Annotated in this window: 15 protein-coding genes; all 15 read right to left on the reverse strand. The window is 28.7% G+C overall.

Features of this window, described 5'->3' with window-relative positions; genetic code table 11:
- Positions 1-9 precede the first annotated feature (9 nt).
- The 15 genes from RH81_RS01330 to RH81_RS01400 all read right to left on the reverse strand — a co-directional run bounded on the left by RH81_RS01330 (position 10) and on the right by RH81_RS01400 (position 17,098).
- A complete protein-coding gene (locus RH81_RS01330) occupies positions 10-1,176 on the reverse strand; it encodes a glycosyltransferase family 4 protein (protein ID WP_033956503.1) in 1,167 nt (388 codons plus the stop codon).
- A 49-nt stretch (positions 1,177-1,225) separates the two neighbouring features.
- On the reverse strand, positions 1,226-2,014 hold the full coding sequence (locus tag RH81_RS01335; RefSeq protein ID WP_033956507.1) for an FkbM family methyltransferase: 789 nt from the start codon (positions 2,012-2,014) through the stop codon (positions 1,226-1,228).
- Between the two features lie 24 nt (positions 2,015-2,038).
- Positions 2,039-2,932 carry an FkbM family methyltransferase gene (locus RH81_RS01340; RefSeq protein WP_161791963.1) on the reverse strand — a complete coding sequence of 298 codons (894 nt, stop codon included), beginning with the start codon at positions 2,930-2,932 and terminating at the stop codon, positions 2,039-2,041.
- Positions 2,933-2,965: 33 nt separating this feature from the next.
- Positions 2,966-4,033 carry a hypothetical protein gene (locus RH81_RS01345; RefSeq protein WP_033956515.1) on the reverse strand — a complete coding sequence of 356 codons (1,068 nt, stop codon included), beginning with the start codon at positions 4,031-4,033 and terminating at the stop codon, positions 2,966-2,968.
- Positions 4,034-4,051: 18 nt separating this feature from the next.
- Positions 4,052-4,903 (reverse strand): sulfotransferase domain-containing protein, encoded by an 852-nt coding sequence (locus RH81_RS01350; RefSeq protein WP_033956519.1) that lies wholly within the window; start codon positions 4,901-4,903, stop codon positions 4,052-4,054.
- A complete protein-coding gene (locus RH81_RS01355; protein ID WP_052172361.1) occupies positions 4,903-6,000 on the reverse strand; it encodes a glycosyltransferase family 4 protein in 1,098 nt (365 codons plus the stop codon). Before RH81_RS01355 ends, RH81_RS01350 begins: the two co-directional genes overlap by 1 nt.
- Positions 6,001-6,029: 29 nt before the next feature.
- On the reverse strand, positions 6,030-7,418 hold the full coding sequence (locus tag RH81_RS01360) for an asparagine synthase-related protein (RefSeq protein WP_033956521.1): 1,389 nt from the start codon (positions 7,416-7,418) through the stop codon (positions 6,030-6,032).
- A 3-nt stretch (positions 7,419-7,421) separates the two neighbouring features.
- Complete coding sequence (locus RH81_RS01365) at positions 7,422-8,423, reverse strand: glycosyltransferase family 2 protein (protein WP_033956525.1); 1,002 nt, start codon at positions 8,421-8,423, stop codon at positions 7,422-7,424.
- Positions 8,424-8,428: 5 nt separating this feature from the next.
- Positions 8,429-9,289, reverse strand: a complete 861-nt coding sequence (locus RH81_RS16255; RefSeq protein ID WP_052172362.1) for a glycosyltransferase family 2 protein — start codon at positions 9,287-9,289, stop codon at positions 8,429-8,431.
- A gap of 22 nt (positions 9,290-9,311) precedes the next feature.
- Positions 9,312-10,220, reverse strand: a complete 909-nt coding sequence (locus tag RH81_RS01375; RefSeq protein ID WP_033956528.1) for a class I SAM-dependent methyltransferase — start codon at positions 10,218-10,220, stop codon at positions 9,312-9,314.
- Between the two features lie 272 nt (positions 10,221-10,492).
- Positions 10,493-12,373, reverse strand: coding sequence for a protein kinase domain-containing protein (locus RH81_RS01380; protein WP_033956531.1), 1,881 nt, complete (start codon positions 12,371-12,373; stop codon positions 10,493-10,495).
- A gap of 59 nt (positions 12,374-12,432) precedes the next feature.
- On the reverse strand, positions 12,433-13,395 hold the full coding sequence (locus RH81_RS01385; RefSeq protein WP_033956534.1) for a hypothetical protein: 963 nt from the start codon (positions 13,393-13,395) through the stop codon (positions 12,433-12,435).
- 4 nt (positions 13,396-13,399) lie between these two features.
- Positions 13,400-15,247: an asparagine synthase (glutamine-hydrolyzing) gene (gene asnB / locus RH81_RS01390; protein ID WP_033956538.1), complete on the reverse strand. Its 1,848-nt coding sequence runs from the start codon at positions 15,245-15,247 to the stop codon at positions 13,400-13,402.
- 47 nt (positions 15,248-15,294) lie between these two features.
- Entirely contained in the window at positions 15,295-16,305 is a 1,011-nt protein-coding gene (locus RH81_RS01395) for a glycosyltransferase family protein (RefSeq protein WP_033956540.1), read from the reverse strand.
- 40 nt (positions 16,306-16,345) lie between these two features.
- On the reverse strand, positions 16,346-17,098 hold the full coding sequence (locus RH81_RS01400) for a polysaccharide pyruvyl transferase family protein (RefSeq protein WP_241478943.1): 753 nt from the start codon (positions 17,096-17,098) through the stop codon (positions 16,346-16,348).
- Between the last annotated feature and the right edge of the window lie 9 nt (positions 17,099-17,107).

Consider the following 17,107-nt stretch of genomic DNA (forward strand, 5'->3'; position numbering starts at 1 on the left):
TATTTAAAATTACAGATTTTGATATAACTTAAGCATACCTGTTATCATTTGTTGTTCATTATGTTGTGCCTTAACTGTTTTTAAAGCATTTTGAGTGATTCTAATTACATCACTGCTTGGCATTTTAGTGATTTCCATTATTTTTTCTGCAAGTTTTTCGGAATCACGAATAGGAGCTACAAATCCGTTATGATTATCTACTATAACTTCTGTAATACCGCCACAATCTGTGGTGAGCACCAAGGTATGTAATAACATGGCCTCCAATACAACATTGGCAATCCCTTCTTTTAAACTTGGTAATACTAATAAGTTTGAATCCTCTATAAGTTTTTGCACTGTATCAAACGGTTTACGATGTAATAAAACAATCTCACTTTGCAAGTTGAGATCTTTAATTTGATAAGCCAATTCAATATTACCTGCAGCTCCAATGATTGTATACTCAAATTTGCAGCCTTTATCTTTCAATATCTTACAAGCATCCAAAGCATAAGTATAGCCTTTAATCCAATGTGGTCTTCCTATAGATAACATTTTTAAGATAGAATTCTCTTTTTCAACAACATGCTTTATAGACTCTAAATTTAAACCGCTATATACAACTTTAATTTTTTCTTTTTGTGCAACATATTTTTCAGCTTCTAAAGCAATTGCCTTAGAAACTGCATGAAAAGCATCTACTTTAGGGAAATTAGCTTTGTACATATCTGCAAGCGATTTGTTAGCTATAGGAGATAGATTTATTTGCGTACCTCTTAAACTTAATACTACTTTAATACCGAATTCTTGTACCCAAATCCAGTCTTTTAATCCTTTTGCCCATTGCAGATGAAAAATATCAGGTTTGTGCCACAGTACAGGATAAAATTTCACTTTATCTAATAATGTATTTCTTTTTTGAGACTTTAAGATAGAGTCTAATTTTTTTTTGTCTTTTCTTCGAAAGAAAAACAAAAAGGCACTATATTTTATAAGATGAATGGTTTTGTGCCATTTTATATTTTTATATCCAGCAAACTTAACATTTGAATCATAATTACTTTCATTTTGTATGGCTCCAAAAAGATAGATTTCACACGTATTAGATGACGCAAGTCCAATAATTAGTCGCTCAATAAAGGTAGAAGAAGGAATAACTCCAGAGTAAATCGCTATTTTTAATTTGTTATTCATTTTCTACTTTAAAATAAACTATTAGAAGGTAATAATTAAAAGACATTTGCTATAAAACCCCTTGAAATTTAAGATTTTTAATAGCATTTGCATTAAAACTTTCTTTTTTTAAGCATAAATAGTCTCCACCTAAAACATGAATTAAATAATTATTGTTTTTTAAATAATTTACAGACTCATTCTTTTCTGCTTTTGAAAGGTGTTTGTGTTCAAATAATATTGTCTTTGGTTGGTAACTATTAAAATCTAACTGAGAAAGCACTTTCCAGTCGTAACCTTCTGTATCAATATGTAAAATATCAATTGATGATATTTTATGTTTTGTAAAAAGGTCTTGCAAAGTCAATCCTTTTATTTTAGACTCTATTATATAAGGATCTAAGATACCGTTTAGATGTTTGGTTATATTTTCTTTATTAAATGAACCAAGTTGGTCATACCATGATGGTAGATTTTCTATTTTACCTTTTACACTTTCTGAAACTGAATAAAAAACTTGAAAAGAGCCGTCATTTATGGCTGCATTTTCAAAAACAAATCGAGAGTCATTAGCATAATTTCTTTTTAGTTTTTCAGCCAAAAGAGGTACTGGTTCAACAAACAACGCAGTCCATTTTTTATGTTTAACTATTAATTCATGTAGTGGATCACCAGTAATTCCATCATTTGAACCAATTTGAACTACACTTATTTTTTCTTCATCAAAAAGTTCATTCAACCATAATGAAGGTTCACTAAAAAAGAAATCTGTTTTAGGTTTAAATTTATTATAAACTGCTGTTATTACATTACCAATAAATGGCATGTTTTTAATAGATTGTTTAATACTGTTTTTCATTTTATGTGTAAGACGTTTAGCTTATTAAAAGTAAGTGTTCCAAACTTTAATTTTTTTACTGTCATTTATTCTATTCATAACAAAATCATAGTTTTTAATAAAAATAGTATTAAACTGCTCTTTGTTATAAGACTCTAATTTAATCAACTCTCTATGTATTGGATCATACCTATATGGGTGAAAATTATAACTCAATAAGATATCTAAAATCTCTACATTTTCTACACCATAAAACTGATTACTAAAGTTAATTTCTATAATTATTGCTTTTAGGCTATCACTTTTCAAAGTTGAAGAACTACCGTTAAGTACAAATTTCTCAAAACCTTCAACATCAATTTTCATGAGGTTAAATGTTTCAGAACCATCTAAAGAATCTATCGCTTTAACTTGAACCTTAACAGCTTCTTTGTATGTTTCATCTACAACTTTATTCATTGTGGTTTTATCTGTAGAAAAAAACAAATAGTCAGATTTGTCAGCTACTCCAATATTTAAGGTTTCAATTTTATTGCTCAGTTTATTTAATTCAATTTGGTCATTAAGTCTTTTAAATGTTGATGGTACGGGCTCAATAGCAATAGTATTACATTTACTAACTCCAGAAGCTAATAAAGCATAATGTCCAATATTTGCTCCTACATCTAAAAACGTATCCTCTTCTCTTAAAAAATGAATTAGAAATATAGATTCATAAAACTCATAAAGTCCAAAGTAAATATTTCCTACAATCCCACCATCCCCTTTACTTGCATAAAATTTCAAACCACCAACCCACTTATAAGTTATGTTTTTTGTAATCCTATTTTTAAAATTGAAAACAACATATCTAAAAAGGGCTTTATTGCGATGGTTTTTTGTGACAGGATGTTTTGCAAACATCTTTTTACGTTGCTTAATCTTCCTGTAAACTATCATCTTTTTAATGCGTTTCAACAACATATTAGATATTTATTTTTGAGTTCGTTGAAATTGAAGGAAAAAGAAACTCCATAAATTCAATTGATCTTTCCATAAATTACGATTTTCTATTTGGATTGCTTCAAATTGCTCAATGCTCAAAGATTTGTGGAATTCTAAAACCTTTTCCTCTATACTATTTATTTCTGAAGGCTCAATCCAAACTAAATGATCTTTCCAATTGATACTTTTAGATAATGGCAACAAGCCATCAGTATTTATATATATAGGAATACGTCCCATTGCTAAGGTTTCATAAAACCGTACTGAAAAATTTCCAGCTCCTCGATAACAGATAATATAATCTGAATTTTTCATGTTATCAAAGTACTCTTCAGCAATATTAGTTACACCTCTCCCATGCTTAACTCCTCCTCCATATTGCTTTCTAATAATAAAATTAGGCTTAATTTTTGAAGCCGATTGTAATCGTTTTAAAATCTTAAATCTATTGTATGAAGTAGATTGTATTTTTTGAGGACTCATCTTAGCTAAACCTAGATAATATCTCATGTTTTTGTACAACACTCTAAGTTGTTCTTTTATTCTATTCTTTATTGATTTAGATGCTTGCCCACAAAAACCTATAGTTGGTGTAACCTCATAAGGTCTTATTATTGATTGCTCGTGTTCATAATATCTCATTATTGGATCTCTATGAAAGACAGGTAATCCTAAATGTGATTTAGGCAATTTACTTTTATAACCACTACATCTAAACACACGAACATTAGTGAAATCTGGAATATTAACACCAAAATCGCCTGAGATAAAAACAAAAACAAGTTTATTGAGATGATTTACACTTTCAATATAATCTTGAGCTAGTTTTTCTTTTTTGTGAGTGACATAAAAGTCCCAAGACATAGGCAAAACAAAAACGTCTGCCTCATCTTTTTGGTCTACAATTTGTATATTTTGATTAGAAAAATCAAAAACGTCCAATGCTGGGTTTTCTATAAACTTATCAGACTTAATAAAAACTTTTAAAAGAGGAAATAAAGCAAAGCGATTTTTAGAGTTTGAATCGTAAAGAAATTTTGGGTAGTACAATTTCATTTGATGCGTTGCAATAAATTATTCTCTTTTGTATAATTGAGTTTCAAATATATCTAATAATTTATTAACATCTGCTCTATCTTGTGGTGTGATTTTAGTTGTTGATTGTTTTTTATTCGTTAATAAACCACTTTCAGGATGAGTTTTACTTGAAGGTGTTCTATAATGTGATTTTAAGTTCACTATTGGTTCTATAGAAAAGGTATCACACAAGTCATAAAACTCTTGAATATTTGAAATCAAGTCTTCATATTTCACCACAGCAGATTTATTTTGATAGCCATTAAAAACCTCCAGAGGAATAACATTTTCTATACACCATCTAAGGCAAAGTTTTTCAGTATCAGTCAGGTTTTTATACTGTGTAATATCGTAGTTGAATTTTTCTTGTATTAGTTGAACTAAATGCTTTTGATTTGAAAATATAGACAAATCAAATAACCACGGAAAATTCACTTGTTTTTGTGATTGAATCACATCATAAGGATTACGAATGATGTGAATTACAGGAATATCAAAAACATCATTTATATATCGTGCCGAAAGATTAGCACGTACAAACTTGATAATATACTTTTTAGGAATAAAAGGCCAAAGGTGCATTTTAAATTTTCGATTACTATTTTGAGCAATCCAATTGCAATCTACTTGGTTTGAAAATACGCGATGTAAATATTTATGTGCCTTAACTGCTTCTGCTTTAGTTTCTATCCACTGATCACATATTAAAGATCCTTTTTCAGTTCTAGTTTCATGTTCAGGTTCAAAAAGCAATCTATAACGAAATTGCTGAGCTATAGTTTCACTCAACCAACTTGTTCCGCTTCTAGCAGTTCCTACCACGACAATATGCTTATTAAATTTTGACATTACTTTTTAATGATAAGCTCTGTGTATAAATCTTCATGAGCTTTTATAAAAGTAGACATTGCAAAATGATTTACACAATATGTTTGCAATGCTGAGCCTATTTCGTCTCTTTCTTCCTTTTTTAAATTTCTGGTTAGTCTTAACTTATTTGCAAGTGCTTGAAAATCTCCAGCTTGAAAAAGAAGTTCATCAAAACCTTTTAAAACATAATTAATTCCAGTAATATTAGATCCAAGAATTGGAATCCCCATACTCATAGCTTCTACCAATGCCATTGGCATCCCTTCTTTTCTCCCTTGATCTAATGTAGGTATTACGTATAAATCAGATTTTGCGATATAAGGACGTACATCTAATTGTTTTCCGTGAAATACGACTTGATCTAACATGTCTAATTCTCTACATAATTCTTGAACGGACTTACCATAATCGTTATCATTATCCCCTAAAATGTTTAGTTTTATTTTACGATCGCTTAAATGATGAATCGCTCGAATTAAAACTTCAACTCCTTTTACAGGCACAAGGTTAGCGACAGTAATTACTTCAAAAAATTCTGATTTATTTTTTTCGAATTGAGCAGCATTGTAATAGTCTGTGTCAATACCTAAAGGTATTAATTTTTGAGATTTTTTATTTGGGAAATACTTTTTCATTTCATTATTAATGGTAATAATAAAATGTGCTAAATAACTTTTAATTTTCCAGTGTTTATTAAAGCCCATGGCTTTCTTAGTGTAAATCCACTTTTTACCTGCCAGACGGGCTGCAATGGCTTCTGTCCAATCATTACTCCATTGCCAAGAATGAATAATATCGTAATTGTTTTTTTTATAAAACTTAGATATGGGTAACACTCTAAATAATAAGGAGTAATAAGGTCTGTATGCTGTTTTTGTTTCGAATATATGTATAGGAAGGCCCAATGCCTCAACAGTTTCAAAGAAGTTCCCTTTATTATGAGCACAGGCAATCTCTACATCAAATTTGGTTTTATCTAGCCCATTTACTAGGTCGTACACCACTTTACCACTTCCTGCAGTATCAAAATTTGGAATTGTAAGCAATATTTTAATTTTATGACCTTTACTCATCATTCTTTTTGACAAAAATAAACTATATCAAACTACTTATTATACAACCTATCCCAAAAACTCAATGTTAATAACATACTAACTGCATGCGCATGATATACCTTATCCTTTTGGTTAAAATCATTATAAACTTCAGAAATAAATTCCTTAGGCACAATGCTATTTTGAAATAAATAATCTTTAAGTTTTATTTGACTTGACTCACCCAAAAACTGCAATTCCCAATTGCGCTGAACCAAGGGTGCTTGAATTAATTCTTTAGACATTCTTGTCACTTTAGAATAAACTCTATAAGGCAAATTGTATGGCATTTTATTGTATCGATAATTATAAAGGTTGAATGGCTTTTCTTGATGCCAAACTATTTTAGCTAATTCAGGGTTTCTACGTTTTATATATTCGATTTGAATTGCCCTTTGATACAAATAAGATTCTGGGGTTTTACAAATGAATTTACATATTTCATCATCATAATACGGGATTGTGATTGGTTTTACTTCACTAAAGATGTTTAGATTTATACTTGTCCATCTTGGAGCCCAATACATGCTTTTGAAAGCTCTAATTCTCGCATTTGCATCGTTTTGAATATCTATACCTTTATGAAGTGTCTCTAAACGCTGAAACAAATAATCCTTAAATTCACCTTCAAAACCATAATGTTTCCATAATTTATCAGCAAGTAGTTTACCTGAGGGTTTTACTATTTTTTTATAAAGCACCTCTACCTGTTGTATAAATCCTAAATCACTGGGCACACCCATATCATTAAAAAGTACATCTCCCCAATGTCCTAGACTGAAAACATCTCCCATTTCACTGTAATAATCAATAATTGCCATCTGTCTTGGATGGGTAAACTCAGAATAGCATTCGCTTATTTCTGCTAAACGTTCTATTTTAGACCAAAGATAATTGGGTTGAATTCGAAATTCTTTAAACTCAAAATTACATTGTTTAGCTATAGCTTTTCCTATTTTCCCCTCTGGATAACCACCATTAAATGAGTAACAATAAGAGGATACGTTTTTGTTCAATTTATTGAGAGCAACAGCTTGAGTTCTACTGTCTAAACCACCAGATAAAGGCAAAATAACTTGTTTATTTCCTACTTGTCTATCTATTACGTTTTCAAACAATTCACCAAAAGCATCTACGGAATTCGAGAATGATAACGATTCATCAGGATCATAAAACCATTTAAAATTTTGAGAAGATGATATTAAATTACCATCAGCATCTAATAGATTTTTTGTTCCTGGACGTAGTACTTTTTTATGCTTCCAAAAGGTATCATCATCTAAAAAAAAACCAGTAGTAACAAACACACAAATAGCTTTTAAATCTAAAGATTTTGGCACTCCTTTTAAGGTTGCAATTGTTTGCTTTTCAGGAATAATTGATGTTGTTATTTCTGGCATAAGTTATAAATACTGTTTAACTTTTTCAAGAGCTTGTTTTGGGTGAGTCACATTAACTATAGCTGATGTTTTTCTTTTGATAAAAGAGAAATATCTCAAATAATGTAATTGCTTATATTTTTTTTTGTTAATCAAAATGTGCGCTTTGAAATAATCTTTCAAATACATCTCATTAAACTGTTCATCATTAACCATATCTCTCCATAAGGTTTTTAATGTACCAATGCCATTTCCACTTAAAAACTTATTTGGGTGTGCTTTAAAGTTCTTATATTTTTTTATAAAATCTTCAAAATCATATAAATGGTAATGTAATAGGAAACCCATTTTCAAACTCTTCAAAGGTGTTTTATCTATTGTTTGATAGCGATGAACATTTTTAGGAATCGTATTAGAATCAACTCTTATAGCCAATTTACCCATATTATGACCCAACCAATAGGAATGAACTATTGACTTTTTATTATAAGGATTAAAGAAAGAGAAATAAATACGGTTAAAATGACTTTTAAAATTCTTTTTGAGTTTGAACTGTGTCTCTTCAAGCATTATTTTGTCGTAAGTCATTTTTCTACATAATACCTCTAATGTTTGCAATTGAACCACATCGAAAGGTTTTAAGGGTTCAAAAAAATGGGATAAACTAATTGGTGATTTATGATCTGTTAAAAAAAGTTCATCTGCATCAAGAGAAATCAACCAATCAATTCCTAAATCGCGACATTTCATTTGCGCATCATAGGTATTTAAACATTGCCTTGCAGTATGAATTTTATTTACATTACTGCAAATATGTTGCATATAATCTAAATGTTTAAATGTTTCTACAGACACAGAATTATTACTCTCAACACCTTCAATATCATTAATTAATTGTTTACCATTATCAGTAGTGCCATCAAAATATACGTATATTTTTTCTATACCAATTGAACGATGATACCATAGATTTTGCCTTAACAAACGAGCTTCGTTTTTTACTGTTATAACTAATGCAACTCTCATTAAACTTACTTTAAGTTTCGTTTGTAATTTATATACATTTTTAAAAAGCTAAAGTTAAGCTTTTCTTTTCTAGTCATTCTATATCTTGCTCGATTAAAGAAACGTGTCACATAAGTATTATATAGTGATCCAGAAATTTTATTTATTTTATAAACCTCCTTTATAAATTTTAAATGTTCGAAAAAATAACCTCTATAGTATTTTAAACTTCTATTGTCTAAAGTCGAAACACTATCGCCTGATTTTCTAAAATATGCTGTTGTCTTTTGATTTTTAGTGATTGTCTTGTTTAAAAATGCTTCGTGATAAAACACACGATCACCAATAATATTATAGTCAGTAAATGTCTTTGCTAAGTCACATAAATGTGATTCAAAAACTATGGCACTAACATTTAATATTGGACAATATAATACATCATTTAAATGCAATAATTGTTTTTCATTTTTCTTAAATGCTGGATGTTGAACTTCGTCAAATACACCTTTCTCATTGAATTTTAATGTTTTAGCTACCACAACATCACTCGTATTTGAATCTAACAAACTTAGTTGCTGTTCTAAAAAATTAAAATCTGCTTTGTCGTCACTTTCAGCAATCCAAATATATTTTCCTTGTGCTAATTCAAATCCCTTTTGCCATTGCATAAATGGTGAGCCAGTATTTGTTTTGTTTAATATGAAGTGTGATACTTTTGGATGATTCCTATAAGGCTCCAAAACCTTCAAACTAGAATCAGTAGAACAATCATCAAGAATAATAACCTCAAAATTTAAATACGTTTGATTGAAAATACTATCCAGTCGCTCTTTTAAATATGAGGCATGATTATAATTTGGAAGTATGACAGATACTAATGGTTTCACAATTTTGATTAATTCTTATAGGTTATTTCTTTCTTATCCATAAATTCCCTCCTGTACTTTTATACGTCAAAGGCATCGATTCAAAAATAGTTTTATGAGATTTATGAAGATAACTTGAAAATAAAACAATTTCAAAATCATTATTATACATTAAAAATGCTCTCAAAAAATAATCTTCATTCCAATTAAATCCATTAAGCACCCATTTTTTAGGATATTCAAACGGATAAAAAACATCATGAAAGTGAATGTAAACACCAGAATTTAAAATTGGTAAAATATTAAATAGTATGTGGTGTACATCGCTTCCTGTTTTAACAACATGAGAGCTATCTACAAACAAAATATCGTTTTTTTTAAGAGTTTTAAACAGCTCTAAATCTATTTCCTGTACAAATGATTCTACAATATTGGTTTGTTTCTTGTCTGAAGGTTTTAACAAGGAATTTAATCGCTTAGGGTATGGTTCTACAAATGTTAATGACATTTTATTATTAAAAAAATGCTCGTTGACATCTAACATTAGTGCAGATGAATATCCTGAACCAATTTCTATAACCCTTTCAGGCTTTAAATGCCTTAGCATGCTATATAATACGATTCCATCAGTATAGGAATAAAATTTGTTTTCAAAATAATACCTTAAGCCGTTGCTTGCATTTTTTCGGAATGGCAATTCGGCATAATAATCATTAAATGCTCTGACAAGTTCTTTCTGCTTGTTTGTATTTAAATCAATACCTACAATATCTTCAACAGGAATGGATTTCCAAATATCATTTTCCTTATTTAGTATCTCACTTTTTGAAACAATCGGAGAATAAAAATGTCCTGGAGGAAATCGCATACTTTTTTTATTCTCCCTTTGTTCATTATAAAGTGAACGAACATAAGGTAGTTTATTTAAAAATTTCTTGATACTACTATACATTGATTTTCTTGTTTTTAGGCATATAACTATTATAGTGGCTTTTTACTTTTAAAAGTCTAATATAAGTTTTTATAATTGATTAAAATTTCTATATTGGAATCTATTGAACAGTCGTTTAAAACAATTATCTAAATATTTGAATAAGGCTTGATTAAAAACACTAATTAATCGCACTATTAATACTATCGATGGTTATAATTGGAAACGATAATAGATGGCAAATTAGTCATATTCAGAATGTCTTTTTAAATCACCAAAGCCATTTTCAACTCTCAATTTATTAATGATTTCAAGCATTTCTTAATTAATAGAACAAAATTATGAATACTTGGGTTTCGGAATATAAAAAGCATTAAATAATCTTTTACATTAAACTGTATAATTTCATCAATCCGAACATCTTTGATAGGCTTAATCTTCTGTTTTAAAGATTGTGGCTCTTTGTAAGCAGAAGGCTTTATGTTAAATTCATTGAAAATTGCATCTTTAAATTGAAATCTGTTAAAAATATTAGCTAACATTTTCCCAGTACTAAAAAGGTCTGAGTATTGCCCTTCTTTATATTTGAATTGCTCACCTAATCCTAAAGGATTGATTGCTTTCTTCGATTCCGAAAGTTTAACTGCCCAACCAAAATCAAACAACTTTAGATGAATCGCATGTTGTTTATCGAAATACACCATTAAATTTTCAGGTTTAATATCACGATGCATTATTTCATTTTTTAATAACACTTCGTTAAAGTAAACCAACTGTTTCATTAAACTTATAATATTTTTTTTATTCCAGAAACGTCGATCTTGGGTTGCTAAATCAAGTGTTTTCCCTTTTAATTTTTCTATGACAACATAACAATTATTTAACTCTAATACATGGTTATTAATCTTAGGAACAAATTCAGTTTCTTTTAAAAGGTCAAGAAAGTAAAACTCATTTTTGATAATTAAATCGCTACCGTATTTAGTAATAAATTTTCCGTTATCATATACTTCAGTAAAAAAAATATCATTTTCAAAGCGCGCTTGTCGTGATGCAATCAACTTACCAAATTTTGAAAGACGATTACTTTCATATTTTAAAAATAATTGATTAAAATAAACCGTCTTATCTATTGGTACTGTATAAGAGTATGTCTTTGTATTCATAAATGAATTTAATACAGTCTTAATTTCATCAAATGCATAATTAGACCTATAGTCAACGTTCAATTCTTTAGACATGTTCTCTAATCGCTCAATATAATCATCCTTAACGCCTTTTTTCTGTATATAGGCATGATATAGAAGTGAATAGAAATAATTTTTAAGATCAGGCACTTTAATAATAGAATTGAAATAAATCGTTTCATTTAAAATGTCACGCTGCCATTTAATATCATAATACTGATCTCCAACAAATCTAAAATCAAATGGTACAATTGTATTTGCAATTTCAATACCGTAATGAACTCTATACTCCTTATCTGGAAAACAACTTTTCGCCAAAGTAAGGTATTTCATATAATTAAAATCCTCTACTAATAAATCGATATCTCCATGACCATCGACAGTGTATTCTTCAGGTAAACATTCATAATTTCTAAGGACACAATAATTAATAGAGTTATTCAAAACATAAAAAAGTTCGTCAATATTCTTATAACCATTTACACCTAAACAATTTTGATTATGTAACTGATTTCTCATTCCATCAGAAGAATATTTTTTCAGATAATCTTGAATATTCAATCCTAACAGTAAGGTTAAGTCTTTATTGGATTCAAACAAATTATCAGAGGCATGTATTTTATGACCTCCACCAATGCTTTTTCTTAAAGAATCTTTAAGATCAAAAACCTTAGTATTTACTTTGCGGTTTCCACTAGATGTGATTCTAAAGTCATAGATTGGTGAAAAATCTTCATAAACAAATAAAGTAAAAATTTCGTCACCACAATGTTTTACTTTATTCTTAAGAAGAATATCGAAGTTAGCTACGTCTAAATGTTTCTGGGAGTGCGCATAAAATATTTTTAGGTTATCATTAAAATATTCTTTATCCCATTCAATCTCAATCACAGAAAGCAGCTTGAAGCTATTGCTCAATTGTTTTTCAATACTCTCTTTTGCTTGTGATGCATTTGACCATACAATCATAGTATGTAGTTCACTCATGATATTAAATTAGTTTTTTCGTTAAATATCTTTTTTTAAAACTATTACAATCTTAAAATCTATACTTGAGTCTTTAAAAGTGTTCTTTTCTTCAAAATAATCCGCTTCTTATAAAACTGATAGAAATATTTTATTATTCTTAATTGATTTTCAGTATAAAACACCCAAGAATTTTTATAGAACTCTTTATTAAAGAAATACAATACATTACCAAAGTTATGCGCTTTTAAAAAAGGTTTTCGGCTTGGTCCTGTGTAATGTATAAAATCTACTTCAGTACTTGTTTTTTCTTTAACAGCGTCAATATTCAACTTTTGGTATTTAGCTTCATCTTCTTTACCATAAATGCCGTTATTAACAGCTTTAACTTCTAATTCATTTTGAAAACTCAATATATTAACTACAAAATTAAAAAAACCTTGATCTCCAAATTTAAAACGAGTTTGTTTTGAAAACCCGGTATTTAATTCATCTCTATACTGTGTTAAATAGTGTTTTATTGGTTTTATTAAACCTTTACTCATTATAAAATGTCCTGATGAAAAATACCATAAATGTTTTAAATCAAATTGTACTTCCTCAAAAGAAGTTGGCTTAAAAGCAAAGTTATTAAATAGTTTTGCTAGCTTTTCATCGTGGTAGTCTAAGGATTTCCCTTGAAGGATATAAAAATCATTTTTTAAGTTTTCTAATTTAGCCTTAAAATCACTGCTAGTAATTATAGAGTCAGCATCCATGTGTAAATAATAATCATATACTAAACCCATTTCAGGCAAAAAACAGAGGTTTATTTTGGTTAATAAACCCGTTAATTTAAGATCGTGATAGGTATTTATTTCTTTTGTTGAAATTACAGTGACATTTTCTTTATTTTCAATGGATTTGATATTAAAATCTCCATCTTTTAAAACAATAACTTGATTTTCTATACCATAATGTTCTATACTAGCTATTAAAGCTTTACAATAATGAATATGGCTTTTTGCCAACGAAATAACTATAACTAGAGATTTTTCTTTCATAAAATTAGTTAATCACATGTTTTACTGCCCATTTTTGCCAAGCATATATATGCCAAACTCCCCAAGACGAAAATAATCCTTTATTATAATACTCTCTTACAGATGCTTTAATACGTTCTATATCTAGAAATTCTGCACCATAAAATGGAATTTCAAAAATGTGATACATAACATCTTCTTTTAATTGATTGTTTAACCAATCGTCTAAAGGCACCATAAAACCCATTTTCTTTTTATTGATTAAAGTCTCTGGCACAAACTGACTTAAACAGTCTTTTAATGTTTTCTTTAATACTTTATGCTTTGATAAATCGGATTCTAAACTCCATGAGAATTCAATACTATCTTTATCTAAAAATGGAACGCGGACTTCTAAACTATTTGCCATACTAGATCGATCTACCTTGATAAGTACACGCTGTAAATGTGCATAAAACTCGTTATGCCTTAGACTATGTAACAATTGTTTTTTAGTAGATACCTCATCAAAATTATACAATTCTAAAAGTTCATTAGAATACGAGATATTAGGAAACATTTCATCTAATTGTTGTGGAAAAATATGCATATGTTTTGCCATTTGCCAATTACTAAATGTCTTATAGTAAAACGGTGCAGACACATTACTCAAATTACTGCGATTTAATAATCTGACTAATGGTTTTCTAATACTAAAGGGGATTTTAAACAAATAGTAATGTTCTATAAATTGCCTAAACCTCGGGTATCCATAAAATAATTCGTCTCCTCCATCACCAGATAACATCACTTTATAATTTTTAGCAGCATGCTTAGTTAACAAATACGTAGGTAAAGATGAATAGTCGCCAAAAGGTTCTGCACATTTTTCAAAATAACTATCAATGTTCTCTAAAATTTCAGAAGTTTTTACTGTAAAAATATCTTGATTTACTGAAAGTACTTTTGCATAATCTTCAGCTATTTCACTTTCATTAAGAGACTTATCATCTACTTTTAAGGTTATAGCTTCAATATCCGATTTATTTGATTTTGAATGTGCAGTAACTAGTGGACTATCTACTCCTCCACTCAAAAATGTTGCTATTGGAACATCGCTAATTAATTGCCTTTTAGTAATCGTTTCTAATAACTTATTGTATTGACTAGCAGTTTGATTGTTTTCCTTTTTTTGATTCGTAGCTATTTTTTCAAAGCTAATAAGTTGTTTTTTATTTAATGTTTTATCGCTTTTAAATTCTATTAATTCTCCTGGATTGACTTGAAAAATTGATTGATAAATAGTATTAGGTGCTTGCATGTAGCCAAACCCAAAATATTCCTTCATAATTTCAGCTCGAAGGTTTAAGTGATCACTAAACCATGGATGCTTAAAAACTTGATCAAATTGTGAAGCTGTGACTAAACCTTGTCCATTAATACCATAAAACAAAGGTTTAATTCCTGAAAAATCTCGTGTAATAGACACAGTATCCGTTTTTGTATCTACAACAGTAATCGCGAACATTCCGTTTAATTTCTTAACAGTTTCTTCAATTCCAATACTATCAAATAAGTGAACGAGAACTTCTGTATCAGATGAGGATTGTAAGTCTTTTAGTTGGTAATCTTCAGCTAGTGCTTTGAAATTATAAATTTCGCCATTAAACACAACGTCATAGCGTCCTGAAGGGCTTCGCTTAGGCTGATTTCCGTTAGAAGAAAGATCCAAAATTGATAAGCGATTAAAGCCTAATTGATAATTTCGTCCTCGCTTGGTCTCAGTTGAATCTGGTCCACGATGTTTTGATAAGTCTAAAATTTCAGAAAACACTTTTACTGATGTTAACGAGTCCTCTTCATTGAAATTAAATTCTCCTAAAAATCCACACATTTATATAATCTTTTAAGCTGAATGCAATATAAATTCATTATCAGTAATCATTGAATAAAACTGGCTGTTTCTTTAGCTATAGAGATCCAGTCAAAGTCTTTTTTAATATCAAATAAATAGTTAGAGACTTCTAACCTGAATTTTTCTGAAAAACAGATTTTATTTAACAAGTCCTCTTCTGAAATCGAATCGATATACAATGGGTAATCAGCACCTAAATATTCTTCAACGTCACCTACCTTATTCGTTATCAAAGAAGTTTCTGTAGCTATTGATTCTAAAACAACATTAGATGCAAGGCAATAATCTTGAAATAAAATTACTGCTTTCGCTTTATTATAAAGTAATCTCAAATCATCATCTTGGATATAGTCACTAATAACATCCAAGTCTTTAATATTTACATATGATTTTTGAATCTCCCTGTTCTTTGCAATCAATAAAAAGCTTGCTTTAACATCTAATTCTTTTATTTTATTTATAATCTCAATTTGTTTTTTATGGTTTCTGTTACTAATGCCAATTATGAGATATAAATTTTGTTTTTTTACACTAGTATTCCTCTTCCAATAATTTAGGTCAATACCGTGTGGTATAATTTTAATATTATTGTATTTTAGTGATAATATCGATGAAGATAAACCAATAATACCATTAAAGGCTGACGCTAAATTGTTATTATAAAAAGAAAACTCTTGACTTATTTCTATCGGCCAATGTAATGTTCCATAAACCTTAAGACGCTTCAAATTAAACTTCCTTTTTACTAAAGGCAATAAAAAAGCATCTTTATCTGCATATAAATAAAAAACAGGATTCCCAGTGATTAGTGCTTTAAATAATACAATTAACTCTTTACCCAAGTTGAGTTTTATATAATGTTTTGGTGTATTTTTTTTTATTAGAAAAAATAGCAGATTACTTAACAATTTGTTAGATTTAATTCTTTTAAAATTGTTATCATATTTTACAATTTGCTCGTAACCAGAATGATTTTTCACATTCTCAATTTTGCGTAAATCATATCTATTTATGTAATATATTGTTTTACTATTCATAAAGGTTATTGTAAAAGGATTTTTACAAAATAAAACTATTCTAAAATATTACACCTGAACCTTTTAACGCATCAATGTTTGGGAAATAAAAATCATCTAAGCCAATATTTTTATTCAACACTAAAGGCTTATCTGTTAAGAAATTAAGGGCATAAATATCTTCAAGACCTTCAGGAAATGTGTGTCCAATTGACAAATAATAATCTCTATATTTAAACAGAGGCTCGTCACTTTGAGGTTTAACAAAAACACATGGCTTATTTAAAGCATGTGCGAATACAATACCATGTAAGGAAGATGCATAAACTACCTTTGATTTTAAAATTTCTTTTGCAATTTTATAAGGACTATTGTCAATATCTACTACTTTAATTTCTTTAGGGTAATTACCTTTATAAACTATATTATCTCTAAAATGTGGAATAAAAATAATTTGTTTTTCTTTACTTTTCTTTACATCAATGTTATAAACTTCTTTGATTAAAAGACCTGGATCATATTCAAATTTTAAGTTTGATAAATTTGCGTTTTTCTTTTCAAAAAACGATTTAGTTAAAGGGCCTCTTACACCATTTATGCGAAGTGATTCAATAAGTTCTTGACTAAATGTTATATCATTTCCTTTCCAACCGATTCCATTAATGATATCATTTTTTTTGACTTCATTCATAACAGAACCGACCATTAATAGTCTATTTCCTTGATTGGATATATTTTCTGGATTTTCACCATATAAATATTTTATTAAATCTATATTAAATATATCTCCTGCATTTCCATGCTTAAAGACCATTCTTTCAGG

The sequence above is a fragment of the Psychroserpens jangbogonensis genome, assembly GCF_000797465.1.
Classification (GTDB): domain Bacteria; phylum Bacteroidota; class Bacteroidia; order Flavobacteriales; family Flavobacteriaceae; genus Psychroserpens; species Psychroserpens jangbogonensis.

Coding starts and splice junctions, on each gene's coding strand:
- RH81_RS01345 (WP_033956515.1), bottom strand. CDS start 4,033: ATGAAATTGTACTACCCAAAATTTCTTTACGATTCAAACTCTAAAAAT.
- RH81_RS01350 (WP_033956519.1), bottom strand. CDS start 4,903: ATGTCAAAATTTAATAAGCATATTGTCGTGGTAGGAACTGCTAGAAGC.
- RH81_RS01375 (WP_033956528.1), bottom strand. CDS start 10,220: ATGTATAGTAGTATCAAGAAATTTTTAAATAAACTACCTTATGTTCGT.
- RH81_RS01340 (WP_161791963.1), bottom strand. CDS start 2,932: ATGATAGTTTACAGGAAGATTAAGCAACGTAAAAAGATGTTTGCAAAA.
- RH81_RS01400 (WP_241478943.1), bottom strand. CDS start 17,098: ATGGTCTTTAAGCATGGAAATGCAGGAGATATATTTAATATAGATTTA.
- RH81_RS01365 (WP_033956525.1), bottom strand. CDS start 8,423: ATGAGAGTTGCATTAGTTATAACAGTAAAAAACGAAGCTCGTTTGTTA.
- RH81_RS01395 (WP_033956540.1), bottom strand. CDS start 16,305: ATGAATAGTAAAACAATATATTACATAAATAGATATGATTTACGCAAA.
- RH81_RS01335 (WP_033956507.1), bottom strand. CDS start 2,014: ATGAAAAACAGTATTAAACAATCTATTAAAAACATGCCATTTATTGGT.
- RH81_RS01355 (WP_052172361.1), bottom strand. CDS start 6,000: ATGATGAGTAAAGGTCATAAAATTAAAATATTGCTTACAATTCCAAAT.
- RH81_RS01385 (WP_033956534.1), bottom strand. CDS start 13,395: ATGAAAGAAAAATCTCTAGTTATAGTTATTTCGTTGGCAAAAAGCCAT.
- asnB (WP_033956538.1), bottom strand. CDS start 15,247: ATGTGTGGATTTTTAGGAGAATTTAATTTCAATGAAGAGGACTCGTTA.
- RH81_RS01360 (WP_033956521.1), bottom strand. CDS start 7,418: ATGCCAGAAATAACAACATCAATTATTCCTGAAAAGCAAACAATTGCA.
- RH81_RS01330 (WP_033956503.1), bottom strand. CDS start 1,176: ATGAATAACAAATTAAAAATAGCGATTTACTCTGGAGTTATTCCTTCT.
- RH81_RS01380 (WP_033956531.1), bottom strand. CDS start 12,373: ATGAGTGAACTACATACTATGATTGTATGGTCAAATGCATCACAAGCA.